Below are 14,692 nucleotides of genomic sequence, written 5' to 3' on the forward strand. Positions count from 1 at the left end.
CCTACTTCATCCTCCCGGCAAGGCCGCGCGGAAACACGCAGACGATGGCGATGACGGCGAGATAGAAGAAGAACTCTCCGAATTCCGGCATCAGATACCGCCCCGTCGTATCGATGCCGCCAAGCAGGAGGCAGGCGGCAAGTGCACCCGGGATCGACCCCGCACCGCCGACGGAAACGACCACCAGGAAGGTGACCATGTATCTGAGCGCATAATAGGGCTCGACCGGCAGCAGTTCCGCGCCGACGACGCCGCCGAACGCGGCAAGCCCCACAGCCACGGCGAAACTCACGGCATAGACGACCTCCGTGCGCACTCCGAGTGCCGCCGCCATCGCCGCATCGTCGACGGCGGCGCGGAGCTTGACCCCGAAAGCGGTTTTCTCGATGGCAAACCAGAGGGCTCCGGCAACGGTGAGGCCGCAGACGATCGCGAAGATCCGGTGCACGGCGATCGAGCGGAAGCCGAGATCGGCGGAGCCCTCGAGGCTCGGCGGCAGCGGGATCGTCTTGAGAGTCGGGCCGAAGACGTAGTTGGCAATGCCGATAATGCAGAAGGTGATACCGATCGTCATCAGCACCTGAGTCAGCTCCGGCTGACCGTAGATGCGGCGGTAGAGCAGGCGCTCGATCGGGATGGCGATGACGATCGTGCCGAAGACCGCGATCAGCACCGCGACTCCGTAGCCGAGCCCGAGATCACGCGCCGCATAGGATGCGATATAGCCGCCGATCATCGCAAAGGCGCCGTGGGCAAGATTGACGACGCGCATGAGGCCGAGCGTGACCGAAAGGCCGATCGAGATCACGAACAGCACCATGCCATAGGCGAGCGCATCGACGGCTATGCTGGAGATGGTTTGCATGAGCGCATCCTAACGGTGTGGCACGGCTTCACCCTCGGTCCTCATTCCGGAAGGCTTCCGCCAAACCAGCAATGCAGCCGTTGCATATGGCGGCTCCGATGAACCGGTCGAGATGATGGCCGCCGATCATTTCACCGCGGCAAGACCCGGATCGCCCTGTTTCTCGAAGGTCTGGATCTCCTTGTTGTAATAGGTGCCGTCATCGGCCTTGGCGACCTCGCGCAGATAGATGTTCTGAGTGATATGGCGCGATTCGGGATCGATCGACACCGGCCCGCGGGGGCTTGTCCAGGAGAGCCCCTTCACGGCATCGACCGCCTTCTGGGCATCCTGCTCGCCCCCCGTCGCCTCTATCATCTTGTAGATGATATGCAAGCCGTCATAGGCCCCGACCGCGGGGAAGGAGAGCTCGGCCGGACTGCCGATCGCCTTGGCGGCCGCCTCGACGAAGGCCTTGTTTTCCGGCGAGTCATGCGAAACGGCATAGTGAAAGGTCGTCTGCAGGCCGAGCGCGGCGTCGCCCAGCGCCGGCAGGTCGGACTCCTGGGTGAGGTCGCCCGGTGCGAAGAACTTGATGCCGCCATCCTTGAGGCCGTTTTCGTTGAACGCCTTGACGAAGCCGAGCGTCGTCGGGCCGGACGGCAGGAAGGCGAAGACGCCTTCGGCACCGGAATCCTTGATGCGCTGCATGATCGGCGAGAAATCGTTGGTCGACAGCGGCATGCGGATCGCCTCCACGATCTCGCCGCCCACCGCCTCGAAGCCGGCCTTGAATGCGTTCTCCGCATCGACACCCGGACCGTAATCGCTGACCACGGAGATGATCTTCGAGACGCCGGCATCCTTCGCCACCTTGGCGATCGGCGTGGATGTCTGCCAGAGCGTGAAGGAGGTGCGCACCACGAGCGGGCTCTTGGTGACGATCGCCGACGTGGCGGCATTCATGATCACCAGCGGCACGTTCGCCTGCTCGAGCAGCGGCGTGACGGCCATCGCGTCGGGCGTGAAATAGAAGCCGGCGAGATATTGCACGCCTTCCTTTACGACCAGCTCCTGCGCCAGCGCCTTGGACTGGGCCGGGTCCGCCTGCGGCACGTCGCGGTATAGGATTTCGATATCGTCGTCGCCGACCTTGGCGCCGTTCACCGCCATATAGGCGTCGATGCCTGCCTTGAAGTTCTTGCCCTGCAGCGCAAAGGGACCGGAAAACGGTCCGACGACGCCGACCTTGATCGTATCCGCCTGCGCCGCGACGCTCGTTGCCAGAGCCGCGAGCGCGGCCAGAATGAGCCTTGTCATATTTCCTCCCCCGCGACGCCGCTACTCCCGGCCGGCATCGCTTCCTTTTACATCAATCGCAATCGACAGCGGGCAGTCTGCCATGTCAAACGGTGATGCAAAAATGAAATATGGGCGGAAATCCATAATCCCCCGGTTATTGTTTTGTCCACGGGTTATGGAGGAAGCGCGCGTGCGTCAGTGCAGCCCGAATTCCCGAAGCAGTTCCTGCCTGTAGCGCACGAAGCGTGCGCCGCTGCGATCGCGCGGCCGGGGCAAGTCGATGTCGATCACTCTCGGCGCTCCGTCCTGTTGCTTCGGCAGTACCAGGACACGATCCGCCAGATAGATGGCCTCCTCGAGATCATGCGTGACCAGAACCATCGTCACGTTCTCCTCCCGCCAGATGCGCTCGAGCTCCTGCTGCATCGTCAGTTTCGTCATCGCATCGAGGGCGCCCAGCGGCTCGTCCAGCAGCAGGATTTCGGGCTTTACCGTCAGCGCTCGCGCAAGCCCGACCCGCTGCGCCATTCCACCGGAAAGCTGCTTCGGATAGGCATCCTGGAAATCCGCAAGGCCGACAAGCGAAATGTAGTGACGTGCAAGCTCCTCGGCGCGTCCGGAATCCTCGCCTCGCACCTTCAGGCCAAAGGCCACATTGCCGAGAACCGTCAGCCAGGGAAGCAGCCGCGGCTCCTGGAATATGACCGCGCGCTCCTTGCCGACACCGGCAACCGGCCGGCCGTCGATCAATACCCGGCCCGCATCGGCCGTCTCGAGACCCGCGAGAACCCGCAGCAATGTCGTCTTGCCAGATCCGCTCGCCCCGACGATCGCAAGGCATTCCCCGGACCGGATGTCCAGATTGAGGTTCCTGAGGACGCTGAGCCGCCGCCCGTTGATCCGGAAGGATTTCGAGAGATCGCGCAACGCCACCTCCCCTTTGCGCAGGCTTCTGACTTCAGCCATTTTCACCCCCTCAATTCGCCGCGGCGGACGTCGCGTCCGGCCGGAACAGAAGATCGGAAGCCTTGTATTTGCCCTGCGGCAGGCTGCCCTCGCGTTCGAGAACGCCGATCCAGAAATCCAGATCGCGCTCGGTCGCTTGCGCGCCCTTTCGTAGACCGAATCCCGTCCAATGCCTCGCGAGATCGCCGTTTTCGCCGCGCTCGGTCAGAATACGGGCGAGCACGGCGCGCGCTTCTTCCGGATGCTCGCGTGACCAGTCGGCGGCGCGCGCGGATTGTTCAACGAAGTTTTTGGCGGCCTCCGGATTCTTTTCCACGAAATCCCGCCTGAGAACCGCAAAACCGCCGGCAATTTCGCCGAGCACATCCGTGTCGTCGAAGACCGCGCGCACCCCGCCGTGATCCAAGATCTGGCCGTTGAAGGTCGCCTGCCAGTATCCCACGGCGGCGATGTCGACCTGGTTCGACCGGAGCGTCTGTTCGAGCTGCGGCCCGGGTACGACGACGAGGTTTGCTGCGTTTTCGGGCAAACCCTTGCTGTGCAGCGCCTCGCGTACCGCATAGTCGAGATGCGCCCCGAGCGTATTCACCGCAATCGTCTTACCTGCGATATCCTCGATGGACCTGATCGGGCTGTCTTCGAGCACGTAGAATATGCTCTTGACCTGCTCGTTGATGCCGTTGGTCGGAAAGGCCGCGACGAAATCGTTTCCGCCGGCGATCGAGTTGATGACGGCTGCGGTCGCCGCCGAGCCGATGTCGACGCTGCCGGAGGCAAGCGCGAACAGGGATGCGGGCCCGCCTCCCGCATAACCGACATTCTCAAGCCTGATGCCGAGGCTGTCGAAATAGCCGAGCTCATAGGCGAGTTCGTGCGGCGACAGGCTGCCCTGGCTCGCGAGGAACCGCAGCGTCACCGGTTCCGGAGCTTCTGCTGCTGCAAGGCTGGAAAGCCCGATCGACAACAGGCTGCCGAATGCGAGGGCGCGAATGGAAATCGTCATATGTCACCTTTTCCATGATCTGGAAGTTTCGAATGTCGAGGCCGTTTTGCCGCAATTCCGGGCGGAAGGCCGCTGCGCACTTTTTCTGGAATTGCTCTAGTTCGAGGCGTCGCTCCAGCGGCAGAGGCGGCGCTGCGCAAAGACCAGCGCGTAGTTGGAGACGAGCCCCAGCCCGGCGAGAATGAAGATCGCCGCGAACATCAGGGGAATCTGGAAATTGTACTGGGCGTTCATGACCTGGAACCCGATGCCCTTATTGGCCCCGATCATCTCGGATGCGATGAGCAGCAGCAGGGCAGTCGTCGCACTCAGGCGCAGGCCGACGAAGATCGAAGGAACGGCGCCCGGAAGAACCACGCGACGGAACACAGTGAGACGCGACGCGCCATAGACGCGCGCCATCTCGATCAGCTTCGAATCCACTTCCTTGACCCCGTTGATGGTATTCAGAAGCAACGGGAAGAGCGTCGCCCAGAAGATGACGAAGACTTTCGACGCCTCGCCGAGTCCGAGAAGCAGAATGAAAACTGGATAGAGAGCGAGCGCGGACGTCTGGCGGAAAAGCTGGAGGACGGGATCGAGCGCGTTCTCGATCGGACGCACCTGCCCCATCAAGAGACCGAGCGGTATGGCTAGGACCACCGCCCCGACGAAGGCGGTTCCGGAGCGCTGAAGACTGATCGCGATGTCGTCGAGCAAGGCTCCGCCGGAAATTCCCGTCCACAGGGCGGAAAGGATGGCACCGACGGACGGAAACACGGCCGGATTGATCCAGCCGGCGGTGCTGGCCGCCTGCCAGAGCGCAAGAAAGGCGATGAGCAGTCCGTAGCGCGACAGCCAGCTGCCGGCGGCGGCGCCTGACCGGCGGAGATACTCGTCCGCTTTTGCGCTGACGCTGCCGCCTTCGTGGAGGATCGACCTGTCGAGTTCCTGCAAGCTCATTTTCGTGTCTCCCCTCTTACTCGGCCGCCTGAACGGTCGCGCGCGCCAAAGTCCACGGGTTCGCCGGACGGGGAAGTCCGAGATTTTCCCGCAGCGTCCGCCCCTCGTAGGCGGTGCGGAACAGGCCGCGTCTCTGCAGTATGGGGACGACCAGATCGACGAAATCGTCGAGCGCGCCCGGAAGCCATGGCGGCAGGATGTTGAAACCGTCGGCGGCTTCGCTCAGGAACCACTCCTCGAGCTGATCGGCGACCTGCTCGGCGCTGCCGACGACGGTGCAGTGACCGCGTGCGGTCGCGATCCACTGATAGAGCTGGCGGATGGTGAAGCCATGCTCGTCCGCGATCTTTCGGATCAGCGCCTGCCGGCTTTTCATTCCTTCTGTCTCATTGCTGACGGGCAAGGGCCCATCGAGCGGATATCCCGTCAGGTCGAGCGTGCCGCCTGTCAGGCCATTCAACAGCGCCACGCCGTCCTCCGGCACGATCAACGCATTCAGCTCTTCATATTTGGAGCGCGCCTCCTCTTCGGTCCGGCCGACAAAAGGAGCCACCCCCGGCATGATCAGCACATGGTCGGGGTTGCGCCCGGCGTGCTTCACGCGTGCCTTGATGTCGCGGTAGAACTCCTGCGCCGAAGCGAGGTTCTGATGGGCGGTGAAGATCACCTCGGCACTGGCCGCCGCAAGCCTGCGTCCGTCCTCGGATTGCCCTGCCTGCACCACGACCGGATGTCCTTGGACGGGACGCGGCGCGTTCAGCGGTCCTTTGACGCTGAAATGCTTGCCCTTGTGGTCGATGTCGTGAACCCGGCCGGCATCGAAGAAGCGGCCGGTCGCCTTGTCGCGGATGAAGGCATCATCTTCCCAGCTGTCCCATAGAGCCTTGACGGTCTCGACGTGCTCGTGTGCGCGCTCGTATCGGTCGGCGTGGCTCGGCTGCGTTTCTCTGTTGAAGTTGCGCGCCGTCTCGTCCCCGGCGGAGGTGACCACGTTCCAGCCTGCCCGCCCGTTGGACAGAAGGTCCAGCGAGGCGAACTTGCGGGCGAGCGTGTAGGGCTCCTCATAGGTCGTCGATGCCGTGGCGATGAAGCCCAGATGGGTCGTCAGCGGCGCGAGTGCTGCAAAGAGAGTGACAGGCTCGAAACCGGCGATCTTCGCATTGCCGCCTTCGCGGCCGCCAAGCCCGACGGAGAGGTTGTCGGCGAGAAAATAGGCGTCGAACAGGCCGCGCTCCGCGGTCTCGGCGAGCCTTCTGTGGAATTCGAAATTGGTGGCACCATCTGCCGGAGCGCCCGGATGCCTCCAGGCGGCAATATGCTGGCCGCCGCCGGGAAGAAAGGCTCCAAGCTTGATCTGTCTGGTCATCGCTGCCTCCGTTGGATTTGCTTCGCCGGCCGGCGTCACTCGCCTCGATTGCCGACGCAAACCGGGTTGGGTTGAAATTGCGGTTAAGCCGCCAGGCTTGCCCTGGCGGTGCGCGCGAGCGCCTGCGTTGCCTCGCCGACCGCCCTGCCGACGCGTTCATGGATCGCCTCGGAGGCGAGAGAGCCGTCGGCAAAGTCCTTGTCGGAAGCGTAGATCGCGGTCGGGATCGCCAATGCCTCGAAGAAGCCGAACAGTGGCCTCAACTGATGCTCCACCATCAGCGAGTGGCGTTCCCCGCCCCCGGTGGCGGCGAGGATGACGGGCTTGCCGCGAAGCGAGGAGGGATCAAGCAGGTCGAAGACGTGCTTGAAGAGGCCGGTATAGCTTCCCTTGAAGGTCGGCGACCCCACCACCAGAATGTCGGCTGCAAGCATCTGGCCGACGACATAGCGCGCTTCCGGTGCGAGTTCGTCGAGCCTTCTCGCAGGGGGCAGCGACGCCCCGAAGTCCTCGATATCGAAGGTCTGCGCCGACGCCCCTGCATCGACCGCCAGCCGGTGGACGATATGGTCCACGAATGCGCGTGTCCTGGACGGACGCGTGATATTGCCTGAAATACCCACCACTCGTGTCTGCGGCATCGCTTTAGCTCCTCGTGAGATCCGTGCTCCTGTGATACTCATCAAAATCTATAATCTTAGTAGACTAAAGGAACGCCGTTCTATTCCCGATGCGCGAACAAGAAGACTTTGCTTTCGAGGCTTCCCTGGGGGAACAAAGCACCGGCCGCGGTGTTACCGCCAGACAAGTGCAAGACCGCCATGCATCTGCCCGACGCAACCTACCGTCTCCAATTCCGCAACGGGATGGACTTCGCAAAAGCCGTGGAGTTGATCCCGCACCTCGTCGGGCTCGGCATATCTCACCTCTACGCCTCGCCCGTTTTCACCGCGGTCCGCGGGTCAACCCATGGCTACGACATCGTCGACTACAACGAGATCGACCCGGCCCTGGGCGGCTACGACGGATTTGTGCGGCTCGCTCATGCGCTGAAAGCCGAAGGACTCGGTCTCATTCTGGACATCGTCCCGAACCACATGGCCGCGCATCTCGAGAATGACTGCTGGCACAGCGCGATCGAATGGGGCGGCCTTAGCGAATTTGCCGACTATTTCGACGTCGACTGGCGGGAGCCGCTTACGCTGCCCTTCCTCGGGCGCTCGTTTGAGGAAGAGGTCGCAGCCGGCAATCTGCGCCTTGCATACGACCACGGGCACCGCTGCCTGGCGCTCCGCTATTACGAGGCTCTCTATCCGCTCAATCCCGCCAGCTATGCGGCGATACCGCGCAACGGCAATGCCATGCTCGAAAGGCTCGCGGCTGTCGCCGGCACGGCCGAACGGAAAACCGCCGCACAATTCCACGCGGAAATCGCCTCTGTCGTCGCGACGCCATCGCTCGCTGCCGAGCTCGACCAATGTCTCGCCCGGTTCTCCGCAGACACACTCGACCGGCTGCATCGGAGGCAATCCTGGCGGCTGATGAACTGGCAGACGGCCCGGGACAAGCTCAGCTACCGGCGGTTTTTCGAGGTCGCCGGCCTCATCGGCATGCGCGTAGAAGATGACGCGGTCTTCACGGATACTCACCGACTTGCACTCGCCCTCGTCGGGGAAGCCCTGATCGATGGGCTCAGGATCGACCACATCGACGGCCTGGCCGATCCCAAGGGCTATCTCGACCGGCTCCGCCGGGAGGCCGGCGACGGCACCTATATCATCGTCGAGAAAATACTCGGCGAGAACGAAACGCTGCCGTCCGACTGGCCGGTCGACGGAACCACGGGCTACGAGTTCATATCGGCCCTCGCGGATCTCCTTTCCGACGACACTCCGTCTTCGTGGCTTTCGAGCGAGGAAAGGCGATCGGCGGCCGAAGAGGCGGTCACGGGATGCAAGCTCCAGGTCCTGAGCCGCAATTTCAATACGGAAGTCCGGCGGCTGACCGGACTGGCCACTCGCTTCACAGGCGATGGGGCTCCGGATCAGAACGAGCGGACCGGTGAGGCCATTTCCCAGCTGATGGCTGCACTGCCCGTCTATCGGACCTATGTCGGCGACCGGGGGGCCGGAGCGCGCGACAGCCACATCCTCGACGCAGCCGCAGCGAAGGCAGCGGCGCGCGCGAGCGCCGTCGGCGCCGAGATCGCAGCGATCGTTCCCGCACTCAGGCTGCCGATCGACTCGGCCGACGGCAAGCTGCGGTCTGAATTCCGTACGCGCTTTCAGCAGTTGAGCGGCGCGGTCATGGCCAAGGCGGTCGAGGATACCTTCTTCTATCGGAGAGGCGATTACCTCGCGGCGAACGAGGTGGGTGCCTCCCCCTTATGGACGCCCGGCGGCGTCGGCCGCTTTCATGCGACGATGCAGGATCGCGCAAGCCGGATGCCGCACGGCCTGTCGGCTACTTCCACGCACGACACCAAGCGGGGTGAAGATGCGCGCGCCCGGCTGCACGTCATCGGCGAGGCACCGGACGTCTGGGCCGCAGCGGTGGACCGCTGGCACGGGATGAGTGCGGAAAACATGGGCCGACTCCCGGCCGGCGAGGAACCGGACGCTTCGGTCGAGCAATTCCTCTATCAGAGCCTGCTCGGTGCCTGGCCCATCGCGCCCCTTGGTGACGAAGGCGACCTGATCTTTCTGCACGAGCGGATGGTCGATTTTGCCGTGAAGGCGCTGCGGGAGGCAAAGCTCAGGACAAGCTGGGACGATCCGAACGAGCGCTATGAAGCAGCGATCAAGGCCTTTCTCGGCGATCTCCTGGATCGCCGGAACCGGTCCTTTCTCGGCGATTTCGAGAAAACGGCCGCACCGTTCATCCATGCCGGCCTGATCAACAGCCTCTCGCAAACGCTGGTGAAGCTAACCGCGCCCGGCATTCCCGATATCTATCAGGGCAGTGAACGCGTCGACCTTTCCCTCGTCGATCCTGACAACCGCCGCGGCTTTTCACCGCGCCCTTCACCTTCCCGGCTGCCGCAAGCGCCGCCGATCGGCGATTTCGAGGACTGCAAGCAGACGCTGATCTCGATAGGCCTGAACTATCGCCGGGGGCGCGGCGCGGATTGTCTTGCGAGAGGCGACTATCGCGCGGTGCGCGTCGAAGGTCCGGGCGCCCGTCACGCCGCCGCTTTCATGCGTCGCAGCAGGAATGGCTTTGCGCTCACAGTCGTCCCACGGCTTGTCTTCGGCCAGACGGTCGACGGCCGCCTGTCCATCCGTCCGGAACTGTGGCGAAACGCCTTCCTCGCCTTGCCCGAGGGCTGCCAGTTCAAGCCCATGTGCAATCTCCTGACCGGCGGCATCACCGAGCCTCGGCCTCTTCTTGCCGTGGCGGACATCCTGCGGGACTTCCCTGTCGCCTTGCTGGTCGAGGCGTGAGGGATCAACCTCACACCCGCCCCAGCCGCCGGACATTGCCGGCGAGCTCGGCGGCGAGCCTCAATGCGGCCGCCGTAGCGCCGACCATCTGCGGCAGGATCAGCCATTCGAGCGTCCAGGCGGAGCCCGACCGCTCCTGCTCGTGCACCAGCGACTGGTGGATGGCGGAAATCTGCGTCGCGTTGAAGCGGGCGAGCGTCACCAGCACCTCCGCGGCGACCGGGTTCTGCTTGTGCGGCATGGCCGAGGAGCCGCCGCCGCCAGCAAGCACGATCTCGTCTCCCGCCTGCGCCATCAGCGCCACGTCCTGACCGAACTTGCCGAGGCTGCCGGTGACGAGCGACAGGAGGTGGGCGAAATCAGCGATCGGCAGGCGCTGGCTGTGCCATTGCGGGCAGTCGACCAGCGCGAGTTCCTCCGCCAGCGTCGCGCGGACGATATCGGCCTTGCCCTTGAGCTTTTCGAGCGTGCCGGCGGCTCCTCCGAACTGCACCGTAAAAATGTCCGTTCCCGTGGCATCCAGCCTGTCCTGATGGTCGAACAGCGGCTCGATCCAGCTCCGCAGGCGGTCGGCCACTGTAATCGGGATCGCCGGCTGCATCCGCGTATGGGCGGTCAGCGTACGCTCGCCCCAGTGCCTCCCGCAAGCTTCGAGCGCCGTCACGACGTCGCCGATCCGGCCGGAGAAAAGTTCCGCGATCGCCTTCAGCCTCAGCATGAGGCTGGTATCGACCACGTCCTGGCTGCTGGCTCCGAAATGGACATGTTCCGCCGCCTCTTCGCCGACCGCCCGGCGTAATTGTCGCACGAGCTCGGGAACGACGACACCGTCGATGGCAGTTGCCCGGCGCATGGCGCCGACGTCCGGAGAGAAGCCACGGCATGCCTCGGCAATGCGATTGGCGGCCGCCTCGGGGATGACGCCGTGGCGCGCCTCGGCCCGCGCAAGCGCCGCCTCGAAGGCCAGCATGGCGCGAACATCGGCGACGACGGAGAATTCCGCCGCCACTGCTTCGTCTCCCAGAAGGCCGGAAAGATAAGGGTGATCGAAGGCCGAATAGGTCATGCCGCATCTCCAGCTCTCGCGCCCTTCGATTCGAAGGGAGCCTCACACGCATGCGGCAACGCGGGGGCGGGCTGCCGAACGATCATATATCCAGGAAGACCGTTTCCTTCTCGCCCTGGAGATGAATGTCGAAGACATAATTAGGCGCCTGACCCGCCGCGACAAGCGTCTTGGCCCGGTGGCGGTGCTCGATGCGGGCAAGCAACGGATCTTCGGCATTCGCCGCCGCCTCGTCTGGGAAATACATGCGCGTGTGAAGGCCGATATTGATGCCGCGCGCGACGATCCAGAAGCTGACATGCGGGGCCATCAGCCGGCCGTCGTGGAATGGAACGCGCCCCGGCTTCACCGTCTCGAAAGTGAAGACGCCGTCCTCGTCGCTCGTCGGTGAGCGTCCCCAGCCGGTAAAGTTCGGGTCCGCCGTACCGCGCAGCTCCGACGGGGAATTGTAGAGCCCGGCTGCGTCCGCCTGCCAGATTTCGAGAAGTGCGTCCCTGAGCGGCATTCCGGCGCCGTCGATGACGCGACCGGTCACGGTGATGCGCTGCCCGAGCGTCTTGTCGTTGACCATCGAAGCGCCGAGGTCGCCATCATATACGCCGCCGATGCCGCAGAAATTCGGCGTCAGGCCGATATGGACATAGGGCCCGGCGGTCTGCGACGCCGTTTCCTTGAGGGTGCCTGGATCCTGAACCATCGGTGCCTCCTCAATTCCCTTCCGGCCTGTTTTCGAAGAAGGTCGAGCGGCGGCCACGCAGTACGATGTCGAACCTGTAGGCGCGCGCATCCATGGGCACCGTGTTACCCCAGTCGAGAGCCGCGATCAGTTGCTCGATCGCCCGGCGGTCGGGGATCGTGCCGACGATCGGACATTTCCAGATCATCGGATCGCCCTCGAAATACATCTGCGTGATCAGGCGCTGGGCGAAACCGTGGCCGAAGACCGAGAAATGGATATGGGCGGGCCGCCAGTCGTTGACGCCGTTCGGCCAGGGATAGGCTCCGGGCCTGACTGTGCGGAACCAGTAACGGCCTTCCTCGTCGGTGATCGTTCTGCCGCAGCCGCCGAAATTCGGATCCAGCGGCGCGAGATAGCTTTCCTTCTTGTGACGGTAGCGTCCGCCGGCGTTCGCCTGCCAGAACTCGACGAGCACACCCCGAACCGGATGGCCGCGTTCGTCGAGGACGCGGCCATGGACGATGATGCGTTCGCCGATCGCGCTTTCACCGGGACTGGCGAAGTTATGGATCAGATCGTTGTCGAGCTCGCCAAGCATCGAATGGCCGAAGGCCGGGCCGGTGATCTCGGATATGGTCCCGTCGAGCGACAGCAGCGCCTTCTGCGGCGAACGCAGCACGGAGGTCTTGTAACCGGGCGCGAAGGCCGGCGGGTGCCAGGCGCGGTCGCGGGCGAAAAAGGCGCCCGTTTCGGGCTGGGCCTTCCGTCTGCCATTTTGATTGTCGGACATCGTCCTTCTCCCTCGCCCCTATCGAGCAGCCGTGCCGGCATCCATTTCCGCGAAAACCTGCTTGACGATCTTGATCGCGTGATTGGCCGCCGGAACGCCTGCATAGATGGCAACATGCAGCAGTGCCTCGCAAATATCCTCGCGCGTCGCCCCGGTATTGGCCGTGGCGCGGACATGCATGGCCACCTCCTCGTCCTGTCCAAGGGCGGCGAGCAGGGCGATGGTGACGATCGACCGCTCCCGCTTCGTCCAGCCGGGACGCGACCAGACATGCCCCCATGCCGCCTCGGTGATCAGCTCCTGGAAAGGACGGTCGAAATCGGTCGATGCCGACTCCGCCCGGTCGACGTGATCGTCGCCTAGAACGGCGCGTCGCGTCGCCATTCCCTGTCGGTAGCGCCCGGAAGGCGCAAGGGCATCGCTCATGGTTTGCCTCCAGACAACACGGATCGGAAGAAGCGTTTCAGCACCGACGTCAAGGCTTCCGGCTGCTCGACGCAGGGGATATGTCCCGCTCCGCGGATCACTTCGAAGCGCGCGCCCGCAATGAGATCGGCCGTCGAGCGGACCAGGTCGGGCGGCGTCGAACCGTCCTGGTCGCCGACGACGCAGAGCACCGGAACCGCGATCGTGCCCGCGGCTTCCGTGAAATCGGCGTCACGAATGGCGGCGCAGGTGCCGACATAGCCCGGCACCGGTTGACGGACCAGCATGTTGCGGTAGCCGGTGAAGGCGAGGTTTTCGGGTCGCCGGAAGGCCGGGGTGAACCAGCGTTCGAGCACGCCGTCGGCGACCGCCTCGATGCCATGCGCCTCGATCGCCGCGATGCGGGCGTCCCAGAACTCGGCGGTGCCGATCTTGTGGGCGGTGTCGGAAAGCACGAGCGCCCGCACGAGGTCGGGGCGGCGGCCGTAGAGCGATTGCGCGATGAGACCGCCGACCGAAAGTCCGCAAACAATCGCCTGTTTCACGGCGAGGCGATCGAGGAGCCCGGCGAGATCGGTCGCATGGTCCTCGATGGAATAGGGAACCTGGCCGATATCGGACAGCCCATGACCACGCTTGTCATAGAGCACGATGGCAAAATCGCCGGCCAGTCGGAGGACGACATCGCGCCAGATGCGGAAATCCGTGCCGAGCGAGTTGATGAAGACGAGCGCGGGCCTTTCCGTGACCGCGCCGACCACGCGATAGTGAAACGTGACGTCGTTGATGCGGGTGAATTGCACGGCAGCTCTCCTCCGTCGTCAAATTGGATGTTTCATCTGGTTAGGTAAAATGATATTTCGTGGCTTTCCCTTAACCAGAGGGTTATGCGATCCGTGATCGACGCTCGCGTTAAGTTTCGCCATCTGCAGACATTTGTCGAGGTCGCGCGCCAGAAGAGCGTGGTGAAGGCGGCCGAACTCCTGCATGTCACGCAGCCGGCGGTCACCAAGACGATCCGGGAACTCGAAGAGGTTCTGGGCGTCGCAGTTTTCGAGCGCGAGGGGCGCGGCATCAAGATCACGCGCTACGGCGAGGTCTTTCTGCGCCATGCAGGCGCCGCGCTGACGGCGTTGCGCCAAGGCCTGGATTCCGTCTCGCAGGAGCGGTCCGGCGAAGGCCCGCCGATCCGCGTCGGTGCGCTTCCGACCGTTTCGACCCGCATCATGCCGCGCGCCATCGCACTCTTCCTGAAAGAGAAGACCGGCGCACGCATCAAGATCGTCACCGGTGAAAACGCAGTGCTTCTCGAACAATTGCGCGTCGGCGATCTCGACCTCGTCGTCGGCAGGCTCGCCGCTCCGGACAAGATGACCGGCTTCTCGTTCGAGCATCTCTACTCGGAACAGGTGGTCTTCGCGGTGCGCGCCGGACATCCGCTCATCTCCGGCAAACAATCTGTGTTCGCGCATCTGAGCGACTATCCGGTGCTGATGCCTACCCGCGCCTCGATCATCCGCCCCTTCGTCGAGCATTTCCTGATCGCCAACGGCATCGCCGGCCTTGCGAACCAGATCGAGACCGTTTCCGACTCCTTCGGCCGGGCGTTCGTGCGCTCCAGCGACGCCATCTGGATCATATCGGCGGGCGTCGTCGCCACGGATATCGCGGATGGTGTGTTGGCGGCGCTGCCGGTCGACACGAGCGAGACGAGGGGACCCGTCGGGCTTACCATGCGGACCGACGCTATCCCGTCGCTGCCGCTCTCGATCCTGATGCAGACGCTGCGCGAGGCGGCCGGGACGGCGATGGCTGCGGAAGCAAAGAGGACGGCGTAGCACCCGGGGTAGTGAACCCCTCGCCAA

At 63.9% G+C, this 14,692-nt stretch carries 14 protein-coding genes; 2 read left to right on the forward strand and 12 right to left on the reverse strand.

Annotation, left to right across the window (positions count from 1 at the left end; translation table 11 throughout):
- Position 1: 1 nt before the first annotated feature.
- The 7 genes from BHD07_RS17385 to msuE form a co-directional block, all read right to left on the reverse strand.
- Positions 2-865 (reverse strand): branched-chain amino acid ABC transporter permease, encoded by an 864-nt coding sequence (locus BHD07_RS17385; RefSeq protein ID WP_100671240.1) that lies wholly within the window; start codon positions 863-865, stop codon positions 2-4.
- A gap of 126 nt (positions 866-991) precedes the next feature.
- Entirely contained in the window at positions 992-2,164 is a 1,173-nt protein-coding gene (locus BHD07_RS17390) for an ABC transporter substrate-binding protein (RefSeq protein ID WP_338281981.1), read from the reverse strand.
- 177 nt (positions 2,165-2,341) lie between these two features.
- Positions 2,342-3,112: an ABC transporter ATP-binding protein gene (locus tag BHD07_RS17395; RefSeq protein ID WP_275599458.1), complete on the reverse strand. Its 771-nt coding sequence runs from the start codon at positions 3,110-3,112 to the stop codon at positions 2,342-2,344.
- A gap of 10 nt (positions 3,113-3,122) precedes the next feature.
- Complete coding sequence (locus tag BHD07_RS17400) at positions 3,123-4,115, reverse strand: ABC transporter substrate-binding protein (protein WP_338281983.1); 993 nt, start codon at positions 4,113-4,115, stop codon at positions 3,123-3,125.
- Positions 4,116-4,211: 96 nt separating this feature from the next.
- Positions 4,212-5,057: an ABC transporter permease gene (locus BHD07_RS17405; RefSeq protein ID WP_100671232.1), complete on the reverse strand. Its 846-nt coding sequence runs from the start codon at positions 5,055-5,057 to the stop codon at positions 4,212-4,214.
- A gap of 16 nt (positions 5,058-5,073) precedes the next feature.
- Entirely contained in the window at positions 5,074-6,423 is a 1,350-nt protein-coding gene (locus BHD07_RS17410) for an LLM class flavin-dependent oxidoreductase (RefSeq protein ID WP_275600122.1), read from the reverse strand.
- Between the two features lie 83 nt (positions 6,424-6,506).
- Positions 6,507-7,064: an FMN reductase gene (msuE, locus tag BHD07_RS17415; RefSeq protein ID WP_275599460.1), complete on the reverse strand. Its 558-nt coding sequence runs from the start codon at positions 7,062-7,064 to the stop codon at positions 6,507-6,509.
- Positions 7,065-7,244: 180 nt separating this feature from the next.
- On the opposite strand from msuE, the gene BHD07_RS17420 reads away from it, so the two are divergent.
- Positions 7,245-9,866 carry a malto-oligosyltrehalose synthase gene (locus tag BHD07_RS17420; protein ID WP_338281987.1) on the forward strand — a complete coding sequence of 874 codons (2,622 nt, stop codon included), beginning with the start codon at positions 7,245-7,247 and terminating at the stop codon, positions 9,864-9,866.
- 10 nt (positions 9,867-9,876) lie between these two features.
- Here BHD07_RS17420 and BHD07_RS17425 read toward each other — a convergent pair whose 3' ends face one another.
- The 5 genes from BHD07_RS17425 to pcaD all read right to left on the reverse strand — a co-directional run bounded on the left by BHD07_RS17425 (position 9,877) and on the right by pcaD (position 13,630).
- Complete coding sequence (locus tag BHD07_RS17425) at positions 9,877-10,932, reverse strand: 3-carboxy-cis,cis-muconate cycloisomerase (protein WP_100671224.1); 1,056 nt, start codon at positions 10,930-10,932, stop codon at positions 9,877-9,879.
- 82 nt (positions 10,933-11,014) lie between these two features.
- On the reverse strand, positions 11,015-11,629 hold the full coding sequence (pcaG, locus tag BHD07_RS17430) for a protocatechuate 3,4-dioxygenase subunit alpha (protein WP_338281991.1): 615 nt from the start codon (positions 11,627-11,629) through the stop codon (positions 11,015-11,017).
- Positions 11,630-11,639: 10 nt separating this feature from the next.
- Positions 11,640-12,401, reverse strand: coding sequence for a protocatechuate 3,4-dioxygenase subunit beta (gene pcaH / locus BHD07_RS17435; RefSeq protein ID WP_275599464.1), 762 nt, complete (start codon positions 12,399-12,401; stop codon positions 11,640-11,642).
- 18 nt (positions 12,402-12,419) lie between these two features.
- Positions 12,420-12,827, reverse strand: coding sequence for a 4-carboxymuconolactone decarboxylase (gene pcaC / locus BHD07_RS17440; protein ID WP_018096140.1), 408 nt, complete (start codon positions 12,825-12,827; stop codon positions 12,420-12,422).
- Complete coding sequence (gene pcaD, locus BHD07_RS17445; protein ID WP_338281993.1) at positions 12,824-13,630, reverse strand: 3-oxoadipate enol-lactonase; 807 nt, start codon at positions 13,628-13,630, stop codon at positions 12,824-12,826. Before pcaD ends, pcaC begins: the two co-directional genes overlap by 4 nt.
- Positions 13,631-13,723: 93 nt before the next feature.
- Here pcaD and pcaQ point away from each other — a divergent pair, with 93 nt between their 5' ends.
- Positions 13,724-14,665, forward strand: a complete 942-nt coding sequence (pcaQ, locus tag BHD07_RS17450; protein ID WP_026168720.1) for a pca operon transcription factor PcaQ — start codon at positions 13,724-13,726, stop codon at positions 14,663-14,665.
- Positions 14,666-14,692: the final 27 nt, after the last annotated feature.

The sequence above is a fragment of the Sinorhizobium sp. KGO-5 genome (assembly GCF_036245905.1).
GTDB lineage: Bacteria > Pseudomonadota > Alphaproteobacteria > Rhizobiales > Rhizobiaceae > Sinorhizobium > Sinorhizobium meliloti_A.